At 66.2% G+C, this 20,816-nt stretch carries 26 protein-coding genes; 14 read left to right on the top strand and 12 right to left on the bottom strand.

Going from position 1 to position 20,816, the window contains the following annotated elements:
* Positions 1 to 97: 97 nt before the first annotated feature.
* The 3 genes from AB5K84_RS08620 to AB5K84_RS08610 all read left to right on the top strand — a co-directional run bounded on the left by AB5K84_RS08620 (position 98) and on the right by AB5K84_RS08610 (position 2,622).
* A complete protein-coding gene (locus AB5K84_RS08620) occupies positions 98 to 901 on the top strand; it encodes a PAS-domain containing protein (RefSeq protein WP_011090155.1) in 804 nt (267 codons plus the stop codon).
* A 72-nt stretch (positions 902 to 973) separates the two neighbouring features.
* The gene (locus tag AB5K84_RS08615; protein WP_011090156.1) at positions 974 to 1,429 is read left to right on the top strand and encodes a GNAT family N-acetyltransferase; all 456 of its coding nucleotides are present in this window, start codon (positions 974 to 976) and stop codon (positions 1,427 to 1,429) included.
* Positions 1,430 to 1,680: 251 nt separating this feature from the next.
* Positions 1,681 to 2,622 (top strand): aldo/keto reductase, encoded by a 942-nt coding sequence (locus AB5K84_RS08610; RefSeq protein ID WP_011090157.1) that lies wholly within the window; start codon positions 1,681 to 1,683, stop codon positions 2,620 to 2,622.
* A 16-nt stretch (positions 2,623 to 2,638) separates the two neighbouring features.
* Here AB5K84_RS08610 and AB5K84_RS08605 read toward each other — a convergent pair whose 3' ends face one another.
* From AB5K84_RS08605 to AB5K84_RS08595, 3 genes are all read right to left on the bottom strand, one after another.
* Positions 2,639 to 2,962 carry an antibiotic biosynthesis monooxygenase family protein gene (locus AB5K84_RS08605; protein WP_008544592.1) on the bottom strand — a complete coding sequence of 108 codons (324 nt, stop codon included), beginning with the start codon at positions 2,960 to 2,962 and terminating at the stop codon, positions 2,639 to 2,641.
* Between the two features lie 146 nt (positions 2,963 to 3,108).
* A complete protein-coding gene (locus AB5K84_RS08600; RefSeq protein WP_441232387.1) occupies positions 3,109 to 4,326 on the bottom strand; it encodes a DUF1501 domain-containing protein in 1,218 nt (405 codons plus the stop codon).
* Between the two features lie 2 nt (positions 4,327 to 4,328).
* Positions 4,329 to 5,891 (bottom strand): DUF1800 domain-containing protein, encoded by a 1,563-nt coding sequence (locus AB5K84_RS08595; RefSeq protein ID WP_038967275.1) that lies wholly within the window; start codon positions 5,889 to 5,891, stop codon positions 4,329 to 4,331.
* A 114-nt stretch (positions 5,892 to 6,005) separates the two neighbouring features.
* Here AB5K84_RS08595 and AB5K84_RS08590 point away from each other — a divergent pair, with 114 nt between their 5' ends.
* Positions 6,006 to 6,215 carry a cysteine-rich CWC family protein gene (locus AB5K84_RS08590; protein WP_011090160.1) on the top strand — a complete coding sequence of 70 codons (210 nt, stop codon included), beginning with the start codon at positions 6,006 to 6,008 and terminating at the stop codon, positions 6,213 to 6,215.
* 123 nt (positions 6,216 to 6,338) lie between these two features.
* Here AB5K84_RS08590 and AB5K84_RS08585 read toward each other — a convergent pair whose 3' ends face one another.
* The 3 genes from AB5K84_RS08585 to AB5K84_RS08575 form a co-directional block, all read right to left on the bottom strand.
* On the bottom strand, positions 6,339 to 7,037 hold the full coding sequence (locus AB5K84_RS08585; protein ID WP_038967273.1) for a glutathione S-transferase family protein: 699 nt from the start codon (positions 7,035 to 7,037) through the stop codon (positions 6,339 to 6,341).
* Between the two features lie 103 nt (positions 7,038 to 7,140).
* Complete coding sequence (locus AB5K84_RS08580) at positions 7,141 to 7,371, bottom strand: hypothetical protein (protein WP_011090162.1); 231 nt, start codon at positions 7,369 to 7,371, stop codon at positions 7,141 to 7,143.
* The gene (locus AB5K84_RS08575; protein WP_011090163.1) at positions 7,368 to 8,147 is read right to left on the bottom strand and encodes a sulfite exporter TauE/SafE family protein; all 780 of its coding nucleotides are present in this window, start codon (positions 8,145 to 8,147) and stop codon (positions 7,368 to 7,370) included. The genes AB5K84_RS08580 and AB5K84_RS08575 overlap by 4 nt, the downstream gene beginning before the upstream one ends.
* A gap of 305 nt (positions 8,148 to 8,452) precedes the next feature.
* Here AB5K84_RS08575 and AB5K84_RS08570 point away from each other — a divergent pair, with 305 nt between their 5' ends.
* The 4 genes from AB5K84_RS08570 to uvrB all read left to right on the top strand — a co-directional run bounded on the left by AB5K84_RS08570 (position 8,453) and on the right by uvrB (position 13,014).
* Positions 8,453 to 9,370: a LysR substrate-binding domain-containing protein gene (locus AB5K84_RS08570; RefSeq protein ID WP_028174686.1), complete on the top strand. Its 918-nt coding sequence runs from the start codon at positions 8,453 to 8,455 to the stop codon at positions 9,368 to 9,370.
* A gap of 137 nt (positions 9,371 to 9,507) precedes the next feature.
* On the top strand, positions 9,508 to 9,732 hold the full coding sequence (locus AB5K84_RS08565; protein WP_028174685.1) for a hypothetical protein: 225 nt from the start codon (positions 9,508 to 9,510) through the stop codon (positions 9,730 to 9,732).
* Between the two features lie 30 nt (positions 9,733 to 9,762).
* Complete coding sequence (locus AB5K84_RS08560; RefSeq protein ID WP_038967277.1) at positions 9,763 to 9,993, top strand: hypothetical protein; 231 nt, start codon at positions 9,763 to 9,765, stop codon at positions 9,991 to 9,993.
* Between the two features lie 93 nt (positions 9,994 to 10,086).
* On the top strand, positions 10,087 to 13,014 hold the full coding sequence (gene uvrB, locus AB5K84_RS08555) for an excinuclease ABC subunit UvrB (RefSeq protein WP_011090165.1): 2,928 nt from the start codon (positions 10,087 to 10,089) through the stop codon (positions 13,012 to 13,014).
* Between the two features lie 92 nt (positions 13,015 to 13,106).
* Here the strand turns inward: uvrB and AB5K84_RS08550 are convergent, their stop codons facing one another.
* Both AB5K84_RS08550 and AB5K84_RS08545 read right to left on the bottom strand, forming a co-directional pair.
* Positions 13,107 to 13,292, bottom strand: coding sequence for a hypothetical protein (locus tag AB5K84_RS08550; RefSeq protein ID WP_236842135.1), 186 nt, complete (start codon positions 13,290 to 13,292; stop codon positions 13,107 to 13,109).
* 306 nt (positions 13,293 to 13,598) lie between these two features.
* Complete coding sequence (locus AB5K84_RS08545; RefSeq protein ID WP_011090166.1) at positions 13,599 to 13,835, bottom strand: hypothetical protein; 237 nt, start codon at positions 13,833 to 13,835, stop codon at positions 13,599 to 13,601.
* A 260-nt stretch (positions 13,836 to 14,095) separates the two neighbouring features.
* On the opposite strand from AB5K84_RS08545, the gene AB5K84_RS08540 reads away from it, so the two are divergent.
* From AB5K84_RS08540 to AB5K84_RS08520, 5 genes are all read left to right on the top strand, one after another.
* Complete coding sequence (locus AB5K84_RS08540; protein ID WP_038967278.1) at positions 14,096 to 14,548, top strand: nuclear transport factor 2 family protein; 453 nt, start codon at positions 14,096 to 14,098, stop codon at positions 14,546 to 14,548.
* Between the two features lie 376 nt (positions 14,549 to 14,924).
* Positions 14,925 to 15,365 carry a nuclear transport factor 2 family protein gene (locus AB5K84_RS08535; protein ID WP_011090168.1) on the top strand — a complete coding sequence of 147 codons (441 nt, stop codon included), beginning with the start codon at positions 14,925 to 14,927 and terminating at the stop codon, positions 15,363 to 15,365.
* Positions 15,366 to 15,646: 281 nt separating this feature from the next.
* The gene (locus AB5K84_RS08530; RefSeq protein WP_063921549.1) at positions 15,647 to 16,561 is read left to right on the top strand and encodes a hypothetical protein; all 915 of its coding nucleotides are present in this window, start codon (positions 15,647 to 15,649) and stop codon (positions 16,559 to 16,561) included.
* 360 nt (positions 16,562 to 16,921) lie between these two features.
* The gene (locus tag AB5K84_RS08525; protein ID WP_011090170.1) at positions 16,922 to 17,344 is read left to right on the top strand and encodes a hypothetical protein; all 423 of its coding nucleotides are present in this window, start codon (positions 16,922 to 16,924) and stop codon (positions 17,342 to 17,344) included.
* Between the two features lie 338 nt (positions 17,345 to 17,682).
* Entirely contained in the window at positions 17,683 to 17,820 is a 138-nt protein-coding gene (locus AB5K84_RS08520) for a hypothetical protein (RefSeq protein ID WP_165448177.1), read from the top strand.
* Positions 17,821 to 17,860: 40 nt separating this feature from the next.
* On the opposite strand, the gene AB5K84_RS08515 is transcribed toward AB5K84_RS08520, so the two are convergent.
* The 3 genes from AB5K84_RS08515 to AB5K84_RS08505 all read right to left on the bottom strand — a co-directional run bounded on the left by AB5K84_RS08515 (position 17,861) and on the right by AB5K84_RS08505 (position 19,134).
* A complete protein-coding gene (locus AB5K84_RS08515; protein WP_027545961.1) occupies positions 17,861 to 18,007 on the bottom strand; it encodes a hypothetical protein in 147 nt (48 codons plus the stop codon).
* Positions 18,008 to 18,202: 195 nt separating this feature from the next.
* Positions 18,203 to 18,682, bottom strand: a complete 480-nt coding sequence (locus tag AB5K84_RS08510; protein ID WP_011090171.1) for a MaoC family dehydratase — start codon at positions 18,680 to 18,682, stop codon at positions 18,203 to 18,205.
* Positions 18,682 to 19,134: a MaoC family dehydratase gene (locus tag AB5K84_RS08505; RefSeq protein WP_038967283.1), complete on the bottom strand. Its 453-nt coding sequence runs from the start codon at positions 19,132 to 19,134 to the stop codon at positions 18,682 to 18,684. Before AB5K84_RS08505 ends, AB5K84_RS08510 begins: the two co-directional genes overlap by 1 nt.
* Before the next feature lie 169 nt (positions 19,135 to 19,303).
* Between AB5K84_RS08505 and AB5K84_RS08500 the strand changes: the two genes are divergently transcribed.
* Entirely contained in the window at positions 19,304 to 19,600 is a 297-nt protein-coding gene (locus tag AB5K84_RS08500; protein ID WP_018648333.1) for a DUF4282 domain-containing protein, read from the top strand.
* 116 nt (positions 19,601 to 19,716) lie between these two features.
* On the opposite strand, the gene ychF is transcribed toward AB5K84_RS08500, so the two are convergent.
* Entirely contained in the window at positions 19,717 to 20,814 is a 1,098-nt protein-coding gene (ychF, locus tag AB5K84_RS08495; RefSeq protein WP_011090173.1) for a redox-regulated ATPase YchF, read from the bottom strand.
* Positions 20,815 to 20,816 lie beyond the last annotated feature (2 nt).

Here is a 20,816-nt window from a genome sequence, read left to right as displayed (position 1 = left end):
CCGCCCTTAAGCACTTCGCACGAATTCGCACCGCACCGGTGCAACCATCAGTCACTGTTGCCGCCTTACCTCGTTCAGGGAGGAACGAGACAGGCCCATGCGATACGGATGGCGTGCGATCTGTGGACCGGTGCTGACAGCGGCGACCCTGCTGCTGGCGATCCTTTTCGATCGCGCCATCCCCTCGCCCGCACCGCTGCTCGTCTGCATCGTGGCGCTTGCGGGCGCGCTGTCGGGTTTCGCCTCCGCCATCACCAGCGCAGCCTTCGCCGTGACCGGCACGGTGCTGCTCCTGTTCTTCCACCGAGCAATGCCCTTGGCGACCGCGGATCTGGTGCAGCTCGGCCTCCTCGCGGTGACGACCGCCGGCACTGCCGCGATCAGCGGCCTGATGCGCGAGCGGCTGCTCGGCACCTTTGCCGCCGAGCGCCAGAGCCACGCCACCGCCGCGCGGCTGTCGGCCGCGCTCGACCAGGTCGATATCGGCATCGTGCTGCTGGATGCCGAGACGCGCGCCGAATTCATCAACCGCGCGTTCCGCGATTATTTTGCGGTGCCGGACGACATCGCCGACGGCAAACCGCCCTTCGTCGCGCTGATGTATCACGGCCGCGACACCGGCGCGTTCGAGCTGCCGGAGGACGAGCTCGCCACCTTCATCGCGCAGCGCATGGAGATGGTGCGCATCGGCGATGCCACGCCGATCAACATCGCCTTGCGCAGTGGCGAGGTGCTGCGCTTCGTCTGCGCCGCGCTGCCCGACGGCGGGCGCATGCTGAGCTACACCCCGGTAACCGACCTCGTGCGCCACACCGATGCGCCCTCGCGCGCCGACTATTACCGTTCGCTGCGTGACCCCACCGGCCGCAGGCTGATCCGGCACCTGCGCGCCGCGGAATAGCGTCACAGCACGATTGATCGACGCGCCCTTCATCACGTATGAAGGTTGCTTCATCGATCGCGGAATTTCCAGATGTCGCTCACCGTTCGCTCCGTCACCAAGCAGGACTACGATCAATGGCTGCCGCTGTGGGACGGCTACAACGCCTTCTACGGCCGCTCGGGCCCGACCGCGCTCGCGCCCGAGATCACGCGGATGACGTGGCAGCGCTTCTTCGACGCCTATGAACCCTTGCATGCGCTGGTCGCCGAAAGCGACGGCCGGCTGCTCGGGCTGACGCACTACCTGTTCCATCGCAGCACCACCGCGATCGAGCCGTCCTGCTATTTGCAGGATCTGTTCACGCTGGAGGCCGCGCGCGGCAAGGGCGTCGCCTCGGCGCTGATCCATGGCGTGTACGAGCGGGCGAAACTGGCGGGATCGCCGCGGGTCTACTGGCAGACGCACGAGACCAACGTCACGGCGCAGCGCCTGTACGACAAGGTCGCGGAGCGGTCCGGCTTCATCGTCTATCGCAAGCTGTTCTAATCCCGCGCGCAGCCTGTGGATAACTACCGCTGTCACCTACGCGTTACATAGCGGGACTAGGCTCCACCTGCGTCTGATCAGGCCCCCCGTCACCGATCAAGCGCCCCAAAGCGGTCCCCGTCAGTCGCCGCGTCTGACAGGGGCCGCATTTTTTTGTCCGCTCTGCCGGCATGGCAGCAGCGCGGCGAGCAGCTTGCTGGCGCGGCGCACCGCGGTCACAATGTGCTGCTGCTCGTCTCACAGGATCTCCCATGGAAATTCGCAATCTCGGCGCCTCCGGCCTTCGCGTGTCTGCGGTCGGGCTCGGCTGCAACAATTTCGGCCAGCGCACCGACCTCGAGACCTCGCGCAAGGTGATCCATCGCGCGCTCGACCTCGGCATCACGCTGTTCGACACCGCCGACATCTATTCGAACATGGGCGGCTCGGAAAACGTGCTCGGCACTGTCCTGGGCGATCGCCGCAAGGACATCGTGCTGGCGACGAAATATTCCAAGCCGATGGCGGAGGACGGAACCAAGCAGGGCGCCTCGCGCCGCTACATCATGGCCGCCGTGGAAGCGAGCCTGAAGCGGCTGAAGACCGACTACATCGATCTCTACCAGCAGCACGACTATGACCCGCTGACGCCGATCGAGGAGAGCCTGCGCGCGCTCGACGATCTCGTCCGGCAGGGCAAGGTCCGCTACATCGGCAATTCGAACTTTCCGGCCTGGCGGATCGCCGAGGCCGAGTACGTCGCACGCGCGATGAATGTCAGCCGCTTCGTCTCCTGCCAGGACGAATATTCCCTGGTGGTGCGCGACATCGAGAAGGACTTGCTACCGGCAGCAACGGAATACAAGCTCGGCCTGTTGCCGTTCTTCCCGCTCGCCAGCGGACTTCTGACCGGAAAGTACCGGAAGGGCGAGAGCGCGCCTGACGACACCCGCTTCGGCAAGGTGCCGCGGCTGCGCGACCGCTACGTCACGCCGCGCAACGAGGACATCGTCGAGAAGCTCCAGGCCTTCGCCAAGGCGCGCGGCCACAGCATGCTCGAGCTTGCCTTCTCCTGGCTCGCCTCGCGCCCGCAGGTGTCGAGCGTGATCGCCGGCGCCACCCGCGTCGAGCAGATCGAGGAAAACGTCAAGGCGATCGCGTGGAAGCTCAGCACTGATGATCTTGCCGAGATCGACACGATCACCCTGGGCTGACGTTTGAAGCGCGGCGCTATTTCGCGCCGCGCCCCACCGTCTGCATCACTTCGAAGCCTTCGAATTGCGGATGGCCGAGATAAAGCGGCTTGTTGTCGCCGGCCTTGTGATGCGCGGCCCGAAAAGCCTCCGACTTGGTCCACGCCTCGAACGCCGCGTGGTTCGCCCACACGGTGTGCGAGGCATACAGCGTGTGGTCCTCGAGCTCGGGGCCGCGCAGCAGATGGAATTCGACGAAGCCCGGCACCTTGTCCAGATGCGTGTCGCGCGAGAGCCAGACCTGCTCGAAGGCGGCCTCGGAGCCCTTGGCGACGCGGAAGCGGTTCATGGCGATGTACATGGGTGGTCTCTCCTGATGCTCAGGCGATTATCTCGTCATTCCGGGATGCGCCGCAAGGCGCAGGCCCGGAATCCATAACCCCGATCGGGAGTATGGATTCCGGGCTCGCGCCAAGAGGCGTGCCCCGGAATGACGGCGTTTGTGGATTAGGCCACCAAGCCCTTCATCGGCCTTGCGCTTGCGCTGTCCGGGAACACCGTCTCGGCCAGCACGCGATCGGACAGGCCAAACTGGCCTTGCAGCACGCCCTTGATCACGGAGCGCAAGTCCGTGGTGGGCTTGAGGTCGCGGGCCTCATAGAGGTTGGCGGGCTTGAGGCCCGGCCAGTCGGAGATGACGCGGCCGCCCTTCACCGCGCCGCCGGCGAGCAGCGCGACGGTGGCGGTGCCGTGATCGGTGCCGTCGGTGCCGTTGATGCGCGCGGTGCGGCCGAATTCGGTGGCGACGACGACGACGGTATCGCGCCAGCGCTCGCCGAGGCCGTTCTCGAATTCGACGAGCGCGCCGTCGAGCCCGCCGAGCAGGAAGGCGAGACGCCCGACCGGGCCGCCTTCATTGGCGGGCGTATCCCAGCCGTCGAAGGCGAGCGCGGCGATGCGCGGGCCGTCGTCGGCCGCCATCAGCTTGGCGGCGCCGCGCGCGACCTGGCGCATCTGCGCGACCTGATTGCCGCCCTTCGGCTTCATGTCGTCGCCGCTTGCGGCCTTCTCCAACTGGAGGCCCTGCGAGAGGGCCATCGCCAACGCGGGATCGCGGTGACGGTAGAGATCGACGAGCCGCATCGCGGTGTCGTCGTCGGCCTGCGGCAGCGCCACCGGCGCCCAGCCGACGGTCGGCGCATTGCCGCGCAGCACCAGCGGCGTGGTCGGCCCGACCGCAAGGCCGCTCGACACGCGCTCGCCGCGCGGCAGCGCTTCCAGCGCGCGGTTGAGCCAGCCGGACTGCACCCGGCCGGGGCCGGCATAACCGCTTTCGAGCACGTCCTGGCCGTCGAAATGCGAACGGTCGCGATAGGGTGTCGCCACCGCGTGGATCACTGCGGCATGCATGTCGCGATACATGCGCGCGAACTCCGGCATAGCCGGATGCAGCGCGAAGAAGGAATCGAGCATGATCGCGGGATGCGCGCCGTCCGCCGCGAGCGCGATCGATCCGTGCAGGCCGGCATAATCGGGGTCACCGACCGGCGCGACGGTCGAGAGCCCGTCGAGCGCACCGCGCAGGATCACCACGATCAGCCTGGGATCGCGACCGTCGGCCGCGCGGGCGAATTTCGGCAAATAGGCCCAGGCCGCGAAGGAGGCACCGCCGAGCAGAAGACCGCGGCGCGAGGTGAGGAGCCGGTTCTCGACGCAGTCGATCATCATCATCTCCTCTGCATTTCCGGCGACATCAGCAGCAGCGCCAGCGCCTGCTGGCGCGATTCCGCGCGCTCGATGGTCCGCCGCGTTTCGATCGACGCCGCGTCTGCCGCTGCGAATTCCAGCAGGTCGAGCGGGTCGATGTTGTTGCCGAGCCGCGCGCCCATCTGCGCGGCGATGTCGAGCCGCAGCTTCATGCCTTCGGGCGCGGCCCAGGCCGCAACGGTGTCCGGGAAACCGTTGGGACCGGACGGCGACCACAGCGGCTGGCCGAGCAGATTGAGACCGTTCAGATAGGCGCCGGGATCCTCCGGCACGCGCGCGAGCAGCCGGCCGCTCGCGACCAGGAAATCGTAAGGGCTGCGCATCTTGGTCAGCGGCGCCTTCCAGGCCTCGTCAGAATCGACCAACGCGGTCGCCATGGCCTTGAGATCACCATCGGTCTTGACGAAGACGTCGCGCAGGCGCGCGACCAATGCCTGGGGCGGATCGTCGGCGACGAAATGACGAACGAGCTTGGTCGCGATGAAATTCGCGGTCGACGGATGCCGGGCGATGTCGGCGAGCGCCGCCTCGCCCTGCGCCAGCCCCGTCGGCTCGTAGGTCTTGCCGAGCAGCACTTGCGGCCCCGGCTGGTGCGCGTTGACGTTGAAGGCGAAGGAGCCGGGTGTGCCGAGCCCGCCTTGCCGTCCGGCAAAGGTCCAGCCCGTGATGATGCGCGCGAGCGAGGTGACGTCCTCCTGCGTGTAGCCGCCGCCGACGCCGAGCGTGTGCAGCTCCATGATCTCGCGCGCGAGATTTTCGTTGAGCCCGCGCTTGCGGTTTTGCCCCGCGCGCGAGTCCGGCCCAAGCGATTGCTGGTTGTCGAGGAAGAACAGCATGGCCGGATGCTGCTCGACCGCCTTGAGCATGTCGGCGAAGCGCCCGAGCACGTGCGGCCGGATCGCCTCGCGCTCGAACGCGCCGGCCCAGATCCGCGCCAGCTCGCCCTTGCTCGCGGAGATGCAGAAATGGTTGGACCAGAACACGACCAGCCGCTCGGTGAAGCCGCACTCGACCAGCGTGGCACGCTGCAAGCGCGCCAGCGCCTCGGCACGAAAGGTTTTCTGGATCACGTTGAGCGGCTGCGGTGCAGGTTTTGCGGCGGGCGGCGCGGCCATGTTCGGCTGCATGGTCTCGGGCTTCGCCGCAGCGTCCGCCGGCTTGGCTTCGGCCATCTGGCCGGCGATCTCGGTCGCAGCCGTGTTCAGCGAGAGATTGCGGCGCGGCCCGGGCTTCTGATCAGCCGGCGCCTGCAGTGGCGGCGCTTCGGGCGGCGTGCCGGCCTTGGCGGCGGCCTCACGTGCCTGCTTGACCTCGTCCTGATAGGCGAACACGGCCTGACCGAGTTGCGGCGTCGATTGCAGGCCGGGCGCCTCCAGCAGCACGCCGTTGGGACGCGCCAGTTCCGCCTTCACGAAACCGCGCGGATCGGACGCCGCGTTGATCAGATCGCCGGATGCCCCGCCGCGGGCGCCGAGGCCGAAGCGGTTGAGCGCGACGAGGGCGGCTTGCGAATCGCGGGCCATCGATTTGTCCTTCGCGGATTGCCAACCGCTTTCCTGGTCTGTGCGCGGCGGATAATATACTGCAGCCGGAGATGAACCCGACATGAAAATGACGGCACAGCTTTTGCGCAAATCATGACAATTCCGAAAGAATCCTCAATGCAGGGCCCGCGCCGTCTCACCTGCTCCCGCTGCGGCACCGAGTTCGGCTGCGACCTCTCGGGCACCTGCTGGTGCGCGGAGGAAACCGCGCGACTGCCGATGCCGGTCAAGGGCGAGGATTGTTTGTGCCGGGACTGTCTGCGCAAGGCGGCGGCGCGTAGCCCGGATGGAGCGCAAGCGTAATCCGGGCTACGGCAGTATCGTAGGGTGGGCAAAGCGAAGCGTGCCCACCATTTTCATTGCGCGTGTGGGGAGATGGTGGGCACGGCGCTTTGCGCCTTTGCCCACCCTACGAAGCGACAAAACTTACACCGCATGCCCCGGTGAGGTCCGCGCCATGCCGTCGAACGCGTCGAGCAGCTTCTCGCGCCAGGCGTAGACCGGATCATCCGCCTCCAGCAGCTTGAACGGGCTCGTCACGCGCGCCCACTGAAAACCGCCGAACACGATGTAGTCGGCATAGTTCGGCGCGCCGCCGCCGATGAAGGGCTGCTTCTTCAACGTTTGCCGCATCATCTCCAACGATTTGCGGAAGGCGACCACGCCGGCATCGCGGCTGGCCATGATCTCTTCCAGCGTCTTGCCGCCAAAGCGCGCCTCGCGCGATTGGCGGAAATAGGCGGCATCGACGTCGGCGAGATTCTTCGGGATGTCGGCGATGATCAGCGGAAAGATGCCGCCGACGATGGCGATGTCGCCGAAGGCGTTGATCATGCGCGCCATGGCGCGGCCGCCCTCGCCGCCGAACAGCGACGGGCGATCCGGAAACCTGTCTTCGAGATAGTTCGCGATCGTCCAGGAATCGACGACGGGCTTGTCATCGTGCAGGAGCACCGGGACCTTCTCCGAGCCGTGCGGCGCGATCGCGCTCTTCTCGGTGAAGCGCCAGGGCAGCGATTCCGCCGCCAGCCCCTTGTGCGCCAGCGCCATCCGCGTGCGCCAGCAATACGGGCTGAAGGGACGCGAGGCGTCGGTGCCGACGAGTTCGAACAGTTTGAGCGACATGGCCGGTGCTCCGTGATCGCGAACGCAGCGAAGCAATCCAGACTGCCGCCGCGGAGACATTCTGGATTGCTTCGCTGGCGCTCGCAATGATGATGTGGAGACCTCACCGCCCGTGCGTGCGCAAGAACCTCTCGCCGTCCTCCGTCACCGCGATCACCAGCCCGAGGCCTGCAACCGTCTCGCGCGCGACGTAGCCGCGGTCGGCGGCGTCTTCCCAGATGGTGAGGCGCGGGCACGAGGTCTTCCAGGTCGAAATCACCTCGGCATAGGCGCGCGGCTCGCGCGCGACCCATTCGACGAAGTCCAGCACCAGCGGATCGGCAGTCTCGCTCATTGCAAACCTCCCTTGTCGAAGGCCGCCAGCACCGGGGTGCGAACCAGCAGCCAGCCGCCATAGGCGACGTAGTAGCAGGCGATGGTGGTGATCAGCTTGTTCGACCAGGCGATGAATTGCTGGTCGGTCATGGCTTCGAGAATGCGGCGCGCGAGCGTGGTGCCGAGCATGGATGCTACGATCGCGACGCCGGCGAGCACGGGATCGAGGCTCGCGGCCTGGTCGATGATGCCGCCGAAATAGATCAGCTTGGTGAAGTGGCTGACGAGCTGGCACATCGCCTTCGTCGCCACCTTCTCGCGCCGGCCGAAATCGCCGCCGAGGAAGAAGGTGTCGAGCAGCGGCCCCGACACGCCGGTCATCAGCATCAAGCCCATGCAGATCGTGCCATAGACGGTGCCCTGCCAGAGCCTATCAGGGTCCGGCTTGATGTTCGTCGGCAGCAGCCGCGCCATGAACGGGGTGATGCCGAGCAGCAGCAGCGCCATCGGCTTGTCAGGCACGTAGCGGGTGAGCGACCAGGCCGCGAGCGCGATGGTCGCGCCGACCATATAGTTCGCGACGGGCCGCCAGCGGATATGCGCCCGCCACAGGAACGCACGCCAGCCGTTCGAGGCCATCTGCGTGATCGCATGCAGCACCATCGCGGTCGGCAGCGGCATCAGGGCCAGCAGCACGCCGATCAGGATCAGCCCGCCCGCCATGCCGAACAGCCCCGACAGGAACGCGGTGGCGACCATCAGCAATCCAAGGGCAGCGATCATCATGGGTGTCACGCGGGGTCTCCGTGGCAAGTGAGGGACGCAGACTGTGCGCTCTCCCTCGCCCCGCTTGCGGGGAGAGGGTGGGATGAGGGGGAGCCTCCACAAGGGAGGTGGCAGTTGGACTCGCGGAGACTCCCCCTCACCCGGAATTTGCTGTCGCAAATTCCGGCCTCTCCCCGCAGGCGGGGAGAGGCGAAGAAGCAGCCTCCCGCTCAACAAAATCAGCATGGATTACGCTGATATTTCTGCCTCGCTTGCTCCCCTCGCGCAAACTGAGTTATCTTGCCCTGGCATCAGCTTTCCTGAGGGTCGGTCATTTGCGGCGGCTGCTCTTTCTCAACGGCATCAAGGCATTCGAGGCGGCGGCGCGGACCGGCAGCTTTGCTGCGGCGGGCGTCGAGCTCAACGTGTCGGCGGCCGCGGTCAGCCGCATGGTGCATCTGCTGGAGGAGCGGCTCGGCGTCGCGCTGTTCGAGCGCAAGGCCAACAGGCTGGTACTGACGCAGGCGGGACGCGCCTATCAGAGCGGGCTGACGCCGATCTTCGATGCGCTCGCCAGCCTGACCGCGCAGGTGACGGCGCCGTCCAGCGTCCGCGTGCTCACCATCGGCGTCGGCCACACCTTTGCGATGCGCTGGCTGATCCCGCGCCTGTCGGAGTTTCGCAACGAGGAGCCCGACATCGAGGTGCGCTTCACCACCGGCGGCGCGTCGGTGCCGTTCGGCGAGGACTGGAGCTGCGGCATCAAGCTCGGCACCGGCGACTGGCCCGGTCTCGTCGCCGAGCCGCTGTTCGCCGGCGACCTCACGCCGGTCTGCGTGCCCCGTCTCGCCGCGAGCCTGAAGCGCCCGGCCGATCTCAGGGGACCCAGCCTGATCCGCGTCGCACATTCAGCCGAGGACTGGCCGATCTGGCTGAAGGCCGCCAACCTCGCGCGCATCAATGCGCGCGGGCCGGAATTCCAGTTCTACGGCCAGGCGCTCCAGGCCGCCGCCGACGGGCTCGGCATCGCCATGGGCATCCGGCCCTACATCGACGACGATCTCGCCGCCGGGCGCCTGGTAGCGCCGTTCGACCTCTCGGTGCCCAAAGGCATGCGCTGGTATCTGGTCTATCGCAGCTTCCAGACCGAGCAGCGCGACTTTGCCGCGTTCCGCCGCTGGATCATGCGGGCGGCGTCGGAACCCGCCGCCCGTCCGGCGAGGCGCACCGGCCGCACCACCGCGCGGAACTGAAATTCAGCGGTTCCGCGGGCAAAAAACCCCGTCGCATGTGAACCGCTTCACATCCTGAAATCCGCAAACGTGGTCCCCTGACCCTCCAACAAGGCGCTCGAGCAACAGACTCGACCAAGACACTCCGGGGACTACCAATGACGACCATCTATGACGGCTTTGACATCGAATCCTTCGAAGCTGGCAAGGGGCTGTGGCACGCCCGCATCCGGCGCGCCGATTTCAGCCTGGTTGCCATCGACGGCGTGCTGTTTCCGGCCATGGAGGTCGGCTTCGCCTGGCCCGATCGCGACGCCGCGATTGCCGATGCCAAGCACCACATCGATCGCTTCCGCCGGCGGGCCGACAGCGACGACGAATAATCGGTCAGGGACGGCGAAGGGGAACCGGTCATGTCAATCACCGAATTCGACGACGGAGCGCGGCCTCGGATCTACAACCGCGCCGTCCTGTCGAATTGTCCCGAATGCGACGGCGATCTCACGGTGCTCCGCGTGATCGGCGGCCGCGCCGGGTGCGAGTACTGGACCATGCGCTGCACCGATTGCGGCGGGATCCACCTCGACATCCTCAAGGCGCATGGGACGGCCGAGGACAACGAGGGCCCGCTGCCGGCGGCGTGACGTTTCGGCCTGCTGCCAACCTGCTGTCAGCAGCCTGCGCACGGACGGGCATTCGCCCTTTCCTGAGGGGCGGACTCGTCCCATATTCGCCTCATGGCGAAGAAACCTGCATCCTCCGAAAAATCCGGCAAATCCCCCAAGTCCAAGGCCCCGTCCAAGGCCCCGAACTCGAAGGCGCACCGCCCTGACGTGCAGCCGATCGGGCCGGCGCTGGCCGAGCTGCTCAATCCCGCCATCAACCGCGGCGATGCCGGGCTTGGATCGGGCACCGGCCTCCAGCCGCCGCCGGACAATTCGCGCGACCGCCGCGCCGGGGGCGAGGCCGCCGCGCATCGCGCGCGCGCCTCGACGCCGAAGGACTTTCCCAGTGACCGCCCGGCGGGACTCGACGAGGCGCCGCAGGCCAATTACGGCACCGCGGCCACGATCCCGACGCTCGATCCGGAACTGGCGCGGCAGCTCGGCCTGCCCACCGAGGAGGACGATGCCGAGGCGCTGGCGCGTCCGCCGCGCAGCAAAATGGAGGCGCTCGGCGTCAAGGCGACCGCGGATGCGCTGGAGTCGCTGATCCGCGAGGGCCGGCCGGAGTTCCGCAAGGACGACGGCTCCACGAAGGTATGGACCCCGCATCGGCCGCCGCGCCCGGAAAAGTCCGAAGGTGGCGTGCGCTTCGAGATCAAGTCGCACTACGAGCCGCGCGGCGACCAGCCGACCGCGATCGCCGAGCTCGTCGAGGGCATCGAGCGCAACGACCGCAGCCAAGTGCTGCTCGGCGTCACCGGAAGCGGCAAGACCTACACCATGGCCAAGGTAATCGAGGCGACGCAGCGCCCCGCCATCATCCTGGCGCCGAACAAGACGCTGGCCGCCCAGCTCTATGGCGAGTTCAAGAACTTCTTCCCCGACAACGCGGTCGAATATTTCGTCTCGTATTACGACTACTACCAGCCGGAAGCGTACGTCCCGCGCACCGACACCTATATCGAGAAGGACTCCTCGATCAACGAGCAGATCGACCGCATGCGCCACTCGGCGACGCGCGCGCTGCTCGAACGCGACGACGTCATCATCGTCGCCTCGGTGTCCTGCATCTACGGTATCGGCTCGGTCGAGACCTACACCGCGATGACCTTCGCGCTGAAGAAGGGCGAGCGCATCGACCAGCGCCAGCTGATCGCCGACCTCGTCGCGCTCCAGTACAAGCGCACCCAGGCCGATTTCACCCGCGGCACCTTCCGGGTCAGAGGCGACGTCATCGACATCTTCCCGGCGCACTATGAGGACCGCGCCTGGCGCGTGAACCTGTTCGGCGACACCATCGAGACCATCGAGGAGTTCGATCCGCTCACCGGCCACAAGCAGGACGAGCTCGAATTCATCAAGATGTACGCCAACTCGCACTATGTGACGCCGCGCCCGACGCTGGTGCAGGCGATCAAGTCGATCAAATCGGAATTGAAGCAGCGGCTCGATCAGCTGCACGACCAGGGCCGCCTTTTGGAAGCGCAGCGGCTGGAGCAGCGCACCACCTTCGACCTCGAGATGATGGAGGCGACCGGAAGCTGCGCCGGCATCGAGAACTATTCGCGCTATCTCACCGGACGCCTGCCCGGCGAGCCGCCGCCGACGCTGTTCGAATACGTGCCTGACAACGCGCTGGTGTTCGCCGACGAAAGCCACGTCACCGTCCCCCAGATCGGCGCCATGTTCAAAGGCGACTTCCGCCGCAAGGCGACGCTCGCCGAATACGGTTTCCGCCTGCCCTCCTGCATGGACAACCGCCCGCTCCGCTTCGAGGAATGGGACATGATGCGGCCGCAGACCATCGCGGTGTCGGCGACGCCGAGCGGCTGGGAGCTGAACGAGAGCGGCGGCGTGTTCGTCGAGCAGGTCATTCGCCCGACCGGGCTTATTGATCCTCCGGTCAACATTCGCCCCGCCCGCACCCAGGTCGACGATCTGGTCGGCGAAGTCCGCGCCACCGCGCAGGCCGGCTATCGCTCGCTGATCACGGTGCTGACCAAGCGCATGGCGGAGGATCTCACCGAATATCTGCACGAGCAGGGTATTCGCGTCCGCTACATGCACTCGGATATCGACACCATCGAGCGCATCGAGATCATCCGGGATCTCCGGCTCGGCGCGTTCGACGCGCTGGTCGGCATCAACCTCCTGCGCGAGGGCCTCGACATTCCCGAATGCGCGCTGGTCGCGATTCTCGACGCCGACAAGGAAGGCTTTTTGCGCAGCGAAACGTCCTTGATCCAGACCATCGGCCGCGCCGCGCGCAACGTCGACGGCAAGGTGATCCTCTATGCCGACCAGATGACCGGCTCGATGGAGCGCGCCATCGCCGAGACCAATCGGCGCCGCGAAAAACAGGTCGAGTACAACACCGCCAACGGCATCACGCCGGAGAGCGTGAAGAAGCAGATCGGCGACATCCTCAATTCCGTCTACGAGCGCGACCACGTGCTGGTCGAGGTCGGCGGCCAGGACATGACCGACGACGTCATCTCGATCGGACACAATTTCGAAGCCGTGCTCGCCGATCTCGAAACCCGCATGCGCGAGGCCGCCGCCGATTTGAACTTCGAGGAAGCCGCGCGCCTGCGCGACGAAGTCAAGCGCCTGCGCGCCACCGAGCTCGCGGTGGTCGACGACCCCACCGCCAAGCAGCGCACCGTCCAGGGCAAGGCCGGCGCCTATGCCGGCACCAAGAAGTACGGCGACGCGGCGAACCTGCCCGTCAGCGCGATGAAGAGGAAAACCGTGAGCTCCGCGCTGAAGGCCAGCGGCGGCGGCAGCGGCTCGAAGGTGCACAAGCCGCATCTCGACGAGATGCACGGCCCGGAATCGCTGCCCTACCGCGAGAAGCCGAGCCTGCCGGCAAAGCCGTTCGGCAGCACGAGCCGGATCATCCAGCCGACGGACTCGCGACAGTCAGGACCGGAGTTCGGCCCCACCCCGCGCTCCAGCGGCGGCGCGCCGGGGCATCGCGGCGGGTGGAAGAAGAGGTAGGGGGCGCGGGGTCATCCGCGTTGTTCGTGGTTATGGATTCCGGGCTCGCGACTTCGTCGCGCCCCGGAATGACGAGGGAGAGATATGCTCCCTCACCCCACGCTCGCCGTCACCACGGCCATCACCGACAGCAGCAGCACGATGGTCACGAGCTGGAGCGAGGCGACCGGCTGGGTGCGCCAGGCGGTGATCTTGTCGCCGAGCGACAAATGGGCTTCGAAGAATTTCGGTTCGTAGACGGTCTTGAAGACGGCGGGGAAGCTCGGGCCCAGGGCCACCGCGAGCAGCGCGTGGGCGAGCTAGGCGATTGCGACGAAGATGGCGACGCTGGGGTCGCCGACGCGGTCGTGGTTACCGAGCAGCTTGAGCAGCATCGCGGCCGTGGCGAAGGTCGGGAAGCTCTGGAGGGTCGCGGTCAGCGCAAGGCCTTCGACCGCGTTGTGCAGGCGGGACTTTGGGGATGACGTTAGTCGCGATGCCGCACGGGTGATGTGAGTTGGGTCACGCGCCTTTTTGGCGCCGGAACAAGAGGCGAGATGGATTCCGGGTTCGTGCCAAGTGGCGCGCCCCGGAATGACAGGGAGCTACAGCTTCCCCTGCCCGTTCACCTGGCCCTGCTGTTGCCGCTGCCTTTCCTGTTCCTTGGCGTGGTGCCGGCCGTAGAGGCAGCCGGCGGCGGCGCCGAGGACGCCGTGATGGCCGGCATAGTGGCCGGCGACGCCGCCGACGACGGCGCCCTTGATGCAGCCCTTGGGGTTGGCGGTGGAGGTCGCACCGCAGATGAGAAGCGCGGCGGTGACGGCGAGAAGCTGGGATTTCATGGATCGATGTCTCCGGATGCGGTGTCGGCGTCCCAACGGGCGCGGGCGTATCGCGGTTCCCGCGCCTGCGCGGCCCCGGCATTGCGCAAGGCGATTTCGTGCAGGCGCACGGGCGCTCAACCCATAATTGCAGCCATGAACCTGGCATTGCGCTTGCGCGTCATATCGACTGCAACACTCCTGTGGTTTCGCGGATTGCCGGTGCGCGAAACCGCGCGTTAGCGTTGCGCAACGCCATGCGGCCAATGAGGACGGGCGGAATGACAGTCGAGAAGCTCAATCGCCAGCGCGTCGTGCATCTGCTCGACGCCTTCGCGCGCGGCGACATCGAGGCCGCGCTGTCGTGCTGCACCGACGACGTCGACTTCCTCACCCACGCGCCGATCGACATCCTGCCGCACATGGTGCCGCGCCACGGCAAGGCCGAATTGCGCGCGCTCTGGCAGACGGTCTGGTCGCGCTATTCGGAGATCCGCTACAAGGCGCCGCACATCGTCGCCGAGGGCGACGAGGTCGCCACCTACATGCAGACCTATTTCAGGAAGCGCAGCAACGACCGCGTCGTGCAGTTCGACATGGCGGTGTTCTACACCTTCCGCAACGGACAGGTGGCGCAGATCCGCGAGATCATCGATTCCTACGATCTGGTGCAGCAGGTGCTGGAGCGCGAGATCGGACCGCTGATCGTGGGGGCGCGGGTGGACGGGAGTTAATCCCGACCGCGCTCTTCGCGACGTCGTCCTGGCGAAAGCCAGGACCCATTACCCCGACTGCCGATATGGTGGCACCTTGCTAACCGCTAGCGTGCCCATTGCAGGATTCGGTGGCTATGGGTCCTGGCATTCGCCAGGACGACACCGAGAATGCGGGAACCAGCGCTCGTACGCTTGAGCCCCCCGGAAGATTACGGGGTTCTGTTGTAAATCTCACAAAACGCGATCAATTGTGCATTGCGAAAACGTGAATTGCGTTTTGGCCGAAATTCCGTATTTTATTCGCATACAAACGAGTTGAGCCGCCCCGAGGCACGTTTCCTGTGCATCGGGCTGCTTTCCGTTTTTTTGCAAGCCAGCTTCAGGACTGCCCAAAATGACAGAGCACAGCCTCTGGCGTTTCTCGCGCGCATTGCACCGCGCGATCAACGACCGGCATTTCGAGGATATCGAGGCCCTGATCGACGAGGACGTCGAGTGGGCGCTCTATGGCCCGATCGACATGTTTCCGTTCCTCGGCGCACGCCAGGGCAAGGACGCCGTGCTCGACGTCATCCGCCAGCTCGCCGACAATTTCCAGGTCCGCCGCTTCGATCGCGAGAGCATCATGCTCGGCGTCGATTCCGCCGCCTCGATGCTGCGCTATTCGCTGACGGCGCTGGATTCCAACAAGCCGATTTCCTTGCGGGTCGCGCAGTTCGCCCAGTTCAGGGCGGGCAAGCTCGTCAGCTTGCGCGTGCTGATCGACACCTTCGACCTGGTCGAGCAGGCACTCGGCCGTGCCATTCATCTGCCGAAGATGAGCAGCGTCGGCTGAGGGGGGACGCCAACGGGCCCCGCTCTTCGGGACCGATGACGATGCGTGGCGCGACGTCCTGGCCTCCAGCCCCGCCGGATGCCGTCGTGCCGGAAGCCCGTCGTCGGGCGCGCGCCTTTCGCGCGGCCCGTTGGTTCGCGTCCCCAGGCAAGCGTCCAAAGGCGAGCCGCCACAATTTCGCAACGATAGGTCAGCATCCTCGCTGCGGAATGGCGCATGGTCATTGCGGAAGTCCGCTATATATTATCGGACAGCATGCGCCGGGGTTCGCGGGCAGGACGATGGAATTCTCGACAGGTTTTGGCTGGACCAGGCTGCCGGCGCTGGCGGCCGCGTTCATTCTGGGCTCGGTGCTGACGGTCTCGGCGCAGATCATCCCGCCCTTCTCCCCACCCGCGGCCGCGCCCGACGAGGACGCCGAGGCGGCCGAAGCCCCCGACGCCAACGACCCCGACGTGCTCAAAGGCATCGACGTCGACAAGCTCGACTGGGGCCAGCTCGCGATCGACGCCGGCACGCTCAACGACCTCATCGCCGCCAAGAAGCGCGCGCAGGCCGCCGCCAATGACGGGATGAACTGGTCGTCGAACACCAATGCCAACGGCTCCTCGGCGGTGACGGTGAAGCAGTCGGTATCCTCGTTCTGGGACGCCCGCATCGGCGCCGACATGACGGTGACGAGCGAGCCGCGGACGATGTCCGAGCTCTTGGCGCAGAAGGCCGCCAATGGCGGCAGCCTGCCGCAATCCTCCGGCAGCGCCTGGGCGGCGGCGACCGCGCCGGGCGCGGGCCCGATCTGGGACAAGACCGCGGTGGAAGCCCGCGTCGATCCCGGCGCCGAGCAGAGCAAGCTCGGCGCGTCGCTGACCAAATCGTTGCCGCTGTCGGGCGACACGTCGCTGACGCTCCAGAACGGCTACAGCGTCAACCAGCAGGGCACGACCGCGGTCCCCGGCATCGGCGGGCACATCACCCGCAATTACGAGACCGACCAGTCCGCCAAGGTCACCCTCACCGACACCGGCACCAGCATCACCGCCGGCCAGACGCTCTCGACCACCGACGACAAATGGCTGCGCAAGTTCGGCGCCGAGCAAAAGCTGTTCGACAACGTCACCGTCTCCGGCTCGGTCGGCGAGACCTCGCAGGGCGCGATCAACAAGAGCCTGACGGCGGGGTTCAAGAAGAGCTGGTGAGTGTGTTTTCGCCTCTCCCCGCTTGCGGGGAGAGGCCGGAATTTGCGACAGCAAACTCCGGGTGAGGGGGAGTCTCCGCGGGTCCAACTCTCACCATCCTCGCGGAGAGTCCCCCTCACCTCCCTCTCCCCGCTTGCGGGGAGAGGGAGTCAGACACCGGCCGTGCCGCGAAGGCGCTCCGCCGCAGCCGCCGTTTAGACATTCCTAACCATACGCCACGGCAAAACCCCCGAATGGTCCGCCCTTGCCGCATCTCGGCCCAGTTACGGTCAAAATCCGGCGCCCTGATGCGGATCGCCTTACAGACGTCGTCGTGCGGGGGACACTCGCGCTGCGCTCAACGCGAACAGGGGAACAACGATGAACGCCATGCGTCCGGAAAAGACCGAGACCACCGAGACCGAGACGGTCGACAGCAATCTCGCCGCGGTGACGGAAGTCGAAGCCGGCATCCGTGACTTCGTCCGCAACGACATCGCCTATCTGCGCCGGCCGGCAGCGACGACCACCGACGCGCCGCCGCTCGATCCGAGCGCGGAGGCCACCGTCACCAACGTCAACTCGCTGATCCAGCGCGTCGCCGGCACCTCGCTCGCCGAGATCGAGAATCTGATCTCCGAGCTCGAGAGCCTGCGCGACCTGCTCCATGCCGAAGGCCAGCGCGTCCAGCGGGAGATCTCCGGCTACGCCCAGCTCAGCCAGGCCGCGATGAAGTCGACCCGCATGATCGCCGACAACGTCGCGCAGTGGAAGCGCGCCGCCGACGGCCTGCGCAACAGCTGATCGGTCAGCACCCGGCATCACCGGCCGCCGCGTTCCGAAAGGGGCGCGGCGGTTTTGATTCTTGGGGAGTCGCGCGCTCCTCAACGACGGTGTCATCACCCGCCTTGTGCGCACTTGCGCACTGGAGCGGGCGATCCAGTATTCCAGAGACGGCGGTGATTGAGCGGAGACGCCGCGGCGTACTGGATGCCCCGGACAAGCCGGGGCATGACAGCGGAGGGCTTGGCAGGCGGCCACGCAAGTACGTCGGCCAGAGCCCCCCTTTTGAACCCTCCACCCCTCCCCGACGACCAATGCCAGGCGCCCGTCGGTTTTACGCGGGCTCAGGGGGACATTTCATGGAAAGCATTCGGCCCGACACCACGGAGCCCATACCGCTGCGACCCGCGCCGAACCAGTTCGGCACGATCATGCTGCGCTTCGTTGGATTATTGGCGGTTGCGATCGCAGTGCTGGCGTTCGTCTATAGCCGCTGAGCGGAAGCCGGACACCGGCCCCGAAACGTTAACGAGCTCCTTACCGGGCGGCTTCCACGGTCGAGGCTTCCAGGGTGTAGGCGCCATCGGCATAGCCCTTCACCACCATGCCGGCGACCAGCATCACGGCCAACGTCGCGGTCGCAAAGATAAATCCAACAAACTTGAGTGCGCCGCGGTCAGCCATGGTCCTCGTCCCCTGTCCTCTGCCTATTCGTTCAAATAGACAGCGACAGGTTCATAATTGGTTAGCAACTCGATGGTTCCCCCAACTGCTTCGCGGGCAACCATGTTGCGCAGGCTTATGGCAGCCGCCCGGAATCGCGTCCATAGCGCGCGGGCAACACTCGCGCTCTTTTCAGCCGTTCATCTTGGAACTGATCTAACCGCCCTTCCGCATCGGCACGAAGGCTGAGGCGGTGATGGCGTAGACCTCTTCGCCGCGCTGGTTGGTGCCGGTGGTGCGGGCCGTCAAAATGCCCCAGCCGGGGCGCGAGGCGGAGGTGCGCTTGTCGATGACGACATTGGCGTAAGAAACGGTATCGCCGGCGAGCACCGGCCGGATCCAGCGCAGGTCGCGAAAGCCCGGTGACGGGCCCCACACCGCGACCTCCTCGCCGCGCGCTGCGGCCACTCGCGCCAGACGTTGGCCGTCCGCGACAAGCAGGCTCATGCAGGCCGAGCCGACATGCCAGCCCGAGGCCGCGAGCCCGCCGAACAGCGAGTTCTTGCCTTCCTCCTCGTCGAGGTGAAAGCGCTGCGGATCGAATTTTTGGGCGAATGTCTTGATCGACTCCGCGGTGAACGTATAGGCGCCGATCTCACGGCGATGGCCGATCTCGATCTCCTCGAAAAACGGCATCAGACCGCCCCCTCGCGTCGCTCGATCAGGATCGGCGAGGTCATCTCGCACAGCACCTGCCCCGCCGCGTTGCGCACGGTGCATTTGAACTTGACGATGCCGAGCCCGGGGCGGCTCTTCGAGGCGCGCGCCTCCATGACATCGACGTCCAGCATGAGGTCGTCGCCGGGCCTGAGCGGCGACAGCCAGCGCACCTCGTCGACGCCGGGGGAGCCGAGCGAGGCGGCGCGGGTGATGAAGCCGTCGGCCATCATCCGCATCATCAGCGAGCACAGGTGCCAGCCCGAGCCGGACAGGCCGCGCAGCATGCTCTTGCTGGCGGCGTCCTCGTCCAGGTGCATCGGTTGCGGATCGAACTCGGCGGCGAAGGCCAAGATCTCGTCGCGGGTGACATGGCGCGGGCCGAACGTTCCGAACCGGCCGGGCGGGAAGTCTTCAAAGGTCAGGGTCATCTTGGGATTGCTGGCGGAAATGACAGATTGTGGCCGCACTTTGCGGCAATCTCAACCCGCCGGCCCGCATGGCTCGTGCTACATTCGACGCGGCGATTCTGGCCTTGAGTCGGGTCAACCGAGGGCCGAAGCCCGATTTGACAAGGCCCGATTTGTCCGGGGGAGAGCGATGTTTTCATTCAGCGACCTGTTTCAGTGGGACCGCTTTATCACGCCGACGATCATCAAGACCTTCTACTGGCTGGTGATCGCGCTGATCTGCCTGTTCGGCCTCTCCGGCATCTTCTCCGGCCTAGCTGCGATGGCGATCAGCCCGTTCGGCGGCTTCCTGGTGCTGCTGTCGTCGATCGCGAGCGTCGTCGTCGGCATCGTGTTCTCGCGCATCGTCGCGGAACTGATCCTGATCGTCTTCCGCATCAACGAGCATCTCGGCGCGATCCGGGATCAGGGCGGCGGGATGCGGTAGCCCGTCATTCCGGGGCGCGCGCAGCGCGAACCCGGAATCCATCGGGCCTCAGAACAAGTGGATGAATGGATTCCGGGCTCGCGCCAAGAGGCGCGCCCCGGAATGACAACTCCGGCTTACGTATTGAACCGGAAATGCATCACGTCGCCGTCGGCGACGACGTATTCCTTGCCTTCGAGGCGGAGCTTGCCGGCATCGCGGGCGCCGGCTTCGCCGCCGAGCGCGACGTAGTCGTCAAACGCGATCGTCTCGGCGCGGATGAAGCCTTTCTCGAAATCGGTGTGGATCACGCCGGCCGCTCCCGGCGCCTTGGTGCCGCGATGGATGGTCCAGGCACGCGCTTCCTTCGGGCCCACCGTGAAATAGGTGATGAGGTCGAGCAGCGTGTAGCCGGCGCGGATCAGGCGGTCGAGGCCGGCCTCTTCGAGACCCAGCGTCTCCAGGAAGTCGGCGCGTTCTTCGCGCGAAATGGTGGCGATCTCGGATTCGATCTTGGCCGAGATGACGACGGCGACGGCGCCTTCCTTGGCGGCCTGCTCCTGCACCGCCTTGGAGAACGAATTGCCGGTCGCGGCCGAACCTTCCTCGACGTTGCAGACATAGAGCACGGGCTTGGACGAGAGCAGGCCGAGCATCCCGAAGGCGCGCTCCTCCTCCGCCTTGCGCTCGACGAGGCGCGCGGGCTTGCCCTCGCGCAGCAGCACCAGGGTGCGGTTGACGAGGTCGAGCTGCTCCTTGGCGTCCTTGTCGTTGCCCTTGGCCTTCTTGGTGAGGTTGTCGACGCGCTTCTCGAGGCTGTCGAGGTCGGCGAGCATCAGCTCGGTCTCGATGGTCTCGATGTCGGCGAGCGGGGCGATCTTGCCCTCGACATGGGTGATGTCGGAGTCTTCAAAGCAGCGCACGACATGCGCGATGGCGTCGACCTCGCGGATGTTGGCGAGGAACTGGTTGCCGAGGCCTTCGCCCTTGGAGGCGCCGCGCACGAGGCCCGCGATGTCGACGAAGGTCAGCCGGGTCGGAATGATCTGGCCGGACTTGGCGATCGCCGCAAGCTTGTCGAGCCGCGGATCGGGCACGGCCACCTCGCCGACATTCGGCTCGATGGTGCAGAACGGATAGTTCGCAGCCTGCGCCGCGGCCGTCTCGGTCAGCGCATTGAACAAGGTCGACTTGCCGACATTGGGCAATCCGACGATCCCGCATTTGAATCCCACGA

The organism is Bradyrhizobium sp. 1200_D9_N1_1, from assembly GCF_052075915.1.
In the GTDB taxonomy this organism is placed as follows: domain Bacteria; phylum Pseudomonadota; class Alphaproteobacteria; order Rhizobiales; family Xanthobacteraceae; genus Bradyrhizobium; species Bradyrhizobium diazoefficiens.
The sequence above is the reverse complement of the archived record's forward strand: the minus strand, read 5'-3'. Positions and strand labels throughout refer to the sequence as shown.

Excerpts from the sequence above, each read along its gene's own strand:
- AB5K84_RS08525 (WP_011090170.1), top strand. The coding sequence starts at position 16,922 with ATGAACGCCATGCGTCCGGAAAAGACCGAGACCACCGAGACCGAGACG.
- AB5K84_RS08585 (WP_038967273.1), bottom strand. The coding sequence starts at position 7,037 with ATGTCGCTCAAACTGTTCGAACTCGTCGGCACCGACGCCTCGCGTCCC.
- AB5K84_RS08545 (WP_011090166.1), bottom strand. The coding sequence starts at position 13,835 with ATGAAATCCCAGCTTCTCGCCGTCACCGCCGCGCTTCTCATCTGCGGT.
- AB5K84_RS08590 (WP_011090160.1), top strand. The coding sequence starts at position 6,006 with ATGACAATTCCGAAAGAATCCTCAATGCAGGGCCCGCGCCGTCTCACC.
- AB5K84_RS08520 (WP_165448177.1), top strand. The coding sequence starts at position 17,683 with ATGGAAAGCATTCGGCCCGACACCACGGAGCCCATACCGCTGCGACCC.
- AB5K84_RS08510 (WP_011090171.1), bottom strand. The coding sequence starts at position 18,682 with ATGCCGTTTTTCGAGGAGATCGAGATCGGCCATCGCCGTGAGATCGGC.
- uvrB (WP_011090165.1), top strand. The coding sequence starts at position 10,087 with ATGGCGAAGAAACCTGCATCCTCCGAAAAATCCGGCAAATCCCCCAAG.
- AB5K84_RS08540 (WP_038967278.1), top strand. The coding sequence starts at position 14,096 with ATGACAGTCGAGAAGCTCAATCGCCAGCGCGTCGTGCATCTGCTCGAC.
- AB5K84_RS08620 (WP_011090155.1), top strand. The coding sequence starts at position 98 with ATGCGATACGGATGGCGTGCGATCTGTGGACCGGTGCTGACAGCGGCG.
- AB5K84_RS08500 (WP_018648333.1), top strand. The coding sequence starts at position 19,304 with ATGTTTTCATTCAGCGACCTGTTTCAGTGGGACCGCTTTATCACGCCG.
- AB5K84_RS08600 (WP_441232387.1), bottom strand. The coding sequence starts at position 4,326 with ATGATCGACTGCGTCGAGAACCGGCTCCTCACCTCGCGCCGCGGTCTT.
- AB5K84_RS08530 (WP_063921549.1), top strand. The coding sequence starts at position 15,647 with ATGGAATTCTCGACAGGTTTTGGCTGGACCAGGCTGCCGGCGCTGGCG.
- AB5K84_RS08580 (WP_011090162.1), bottom strand. The coding sequence starts at position 7,371 with ATGAGCGAGACTGCCGATCCGCTGGTGCTGGACTTCGTCGAATGGGTC.
- AB5K84_RS08515 (WP_027545961.1), bottom strand. The coding sequence starts at position 18,007 with ATGGCTGACCGCGGCGCACTCAAGTTTGTTGGATTTATCTTTGCGACC.
- AB5K84_RS08565 (WP_028174685.1), top strand. The coding sequence starts at position 9,508 with ATGACGACCATCTATGACGGCTTTGACATCGAATCCTTCGAAGCTGGC.
- AB5K84_RS08610 (WP_011090157.1), top strand. The coding sequence starts at position 1,681 with ATGGAAATTCGCAATCTCGGCGCCTCCGGCCTTCGCGTGTCTGCGGTC.
- AB5K84_RS08505 (WP_038967283.1), bottom strand. The coding sequence starts at position 19,134 with ATGACCCTGACCTTTGAAGACTTCCCGCCCGGCCGGTTCGGAACGTTC.
- AB5K84_RS08615 (WP_011090156.1), top strand. The coding sequence starts at position 974 with ATGTCGCTCACCGTTCGCTCCGTCACCAAGCAGGACTACGATCAATGG.
- AB5K84_RS08605 (WP_008544592.1), bottom strand. The coding sequence starts at position 2,962 with ATGTACATCGCCATGAACCGCTTCCGCGTCGCCAAGGGCTCCGAGGCC.
- AB5K84_RS08560 (WP_038967277.1), top strand. The coding sequence starts at position 9,763 with ATGTCAATCACCGAATTCGACGACGGAGCGCGGCCTCGGATCTACAAC.
- AB5K84_RS08535 (WP_011090168.1), top strand. The coding sequence starts at position 14,925 with ATGACAGAGCACAGCCTCTGGCGTTTCTCGCGCGCATTGCACCGCGCG.
- AB5K84_RS08595 (WP_038967275.1), bottom strand. The coding sequence starts at position 5,891 with ATGGCCCGCGATTCGCAAGCCGCCCTCGTCGCGCTCAACCGCTTCGGC.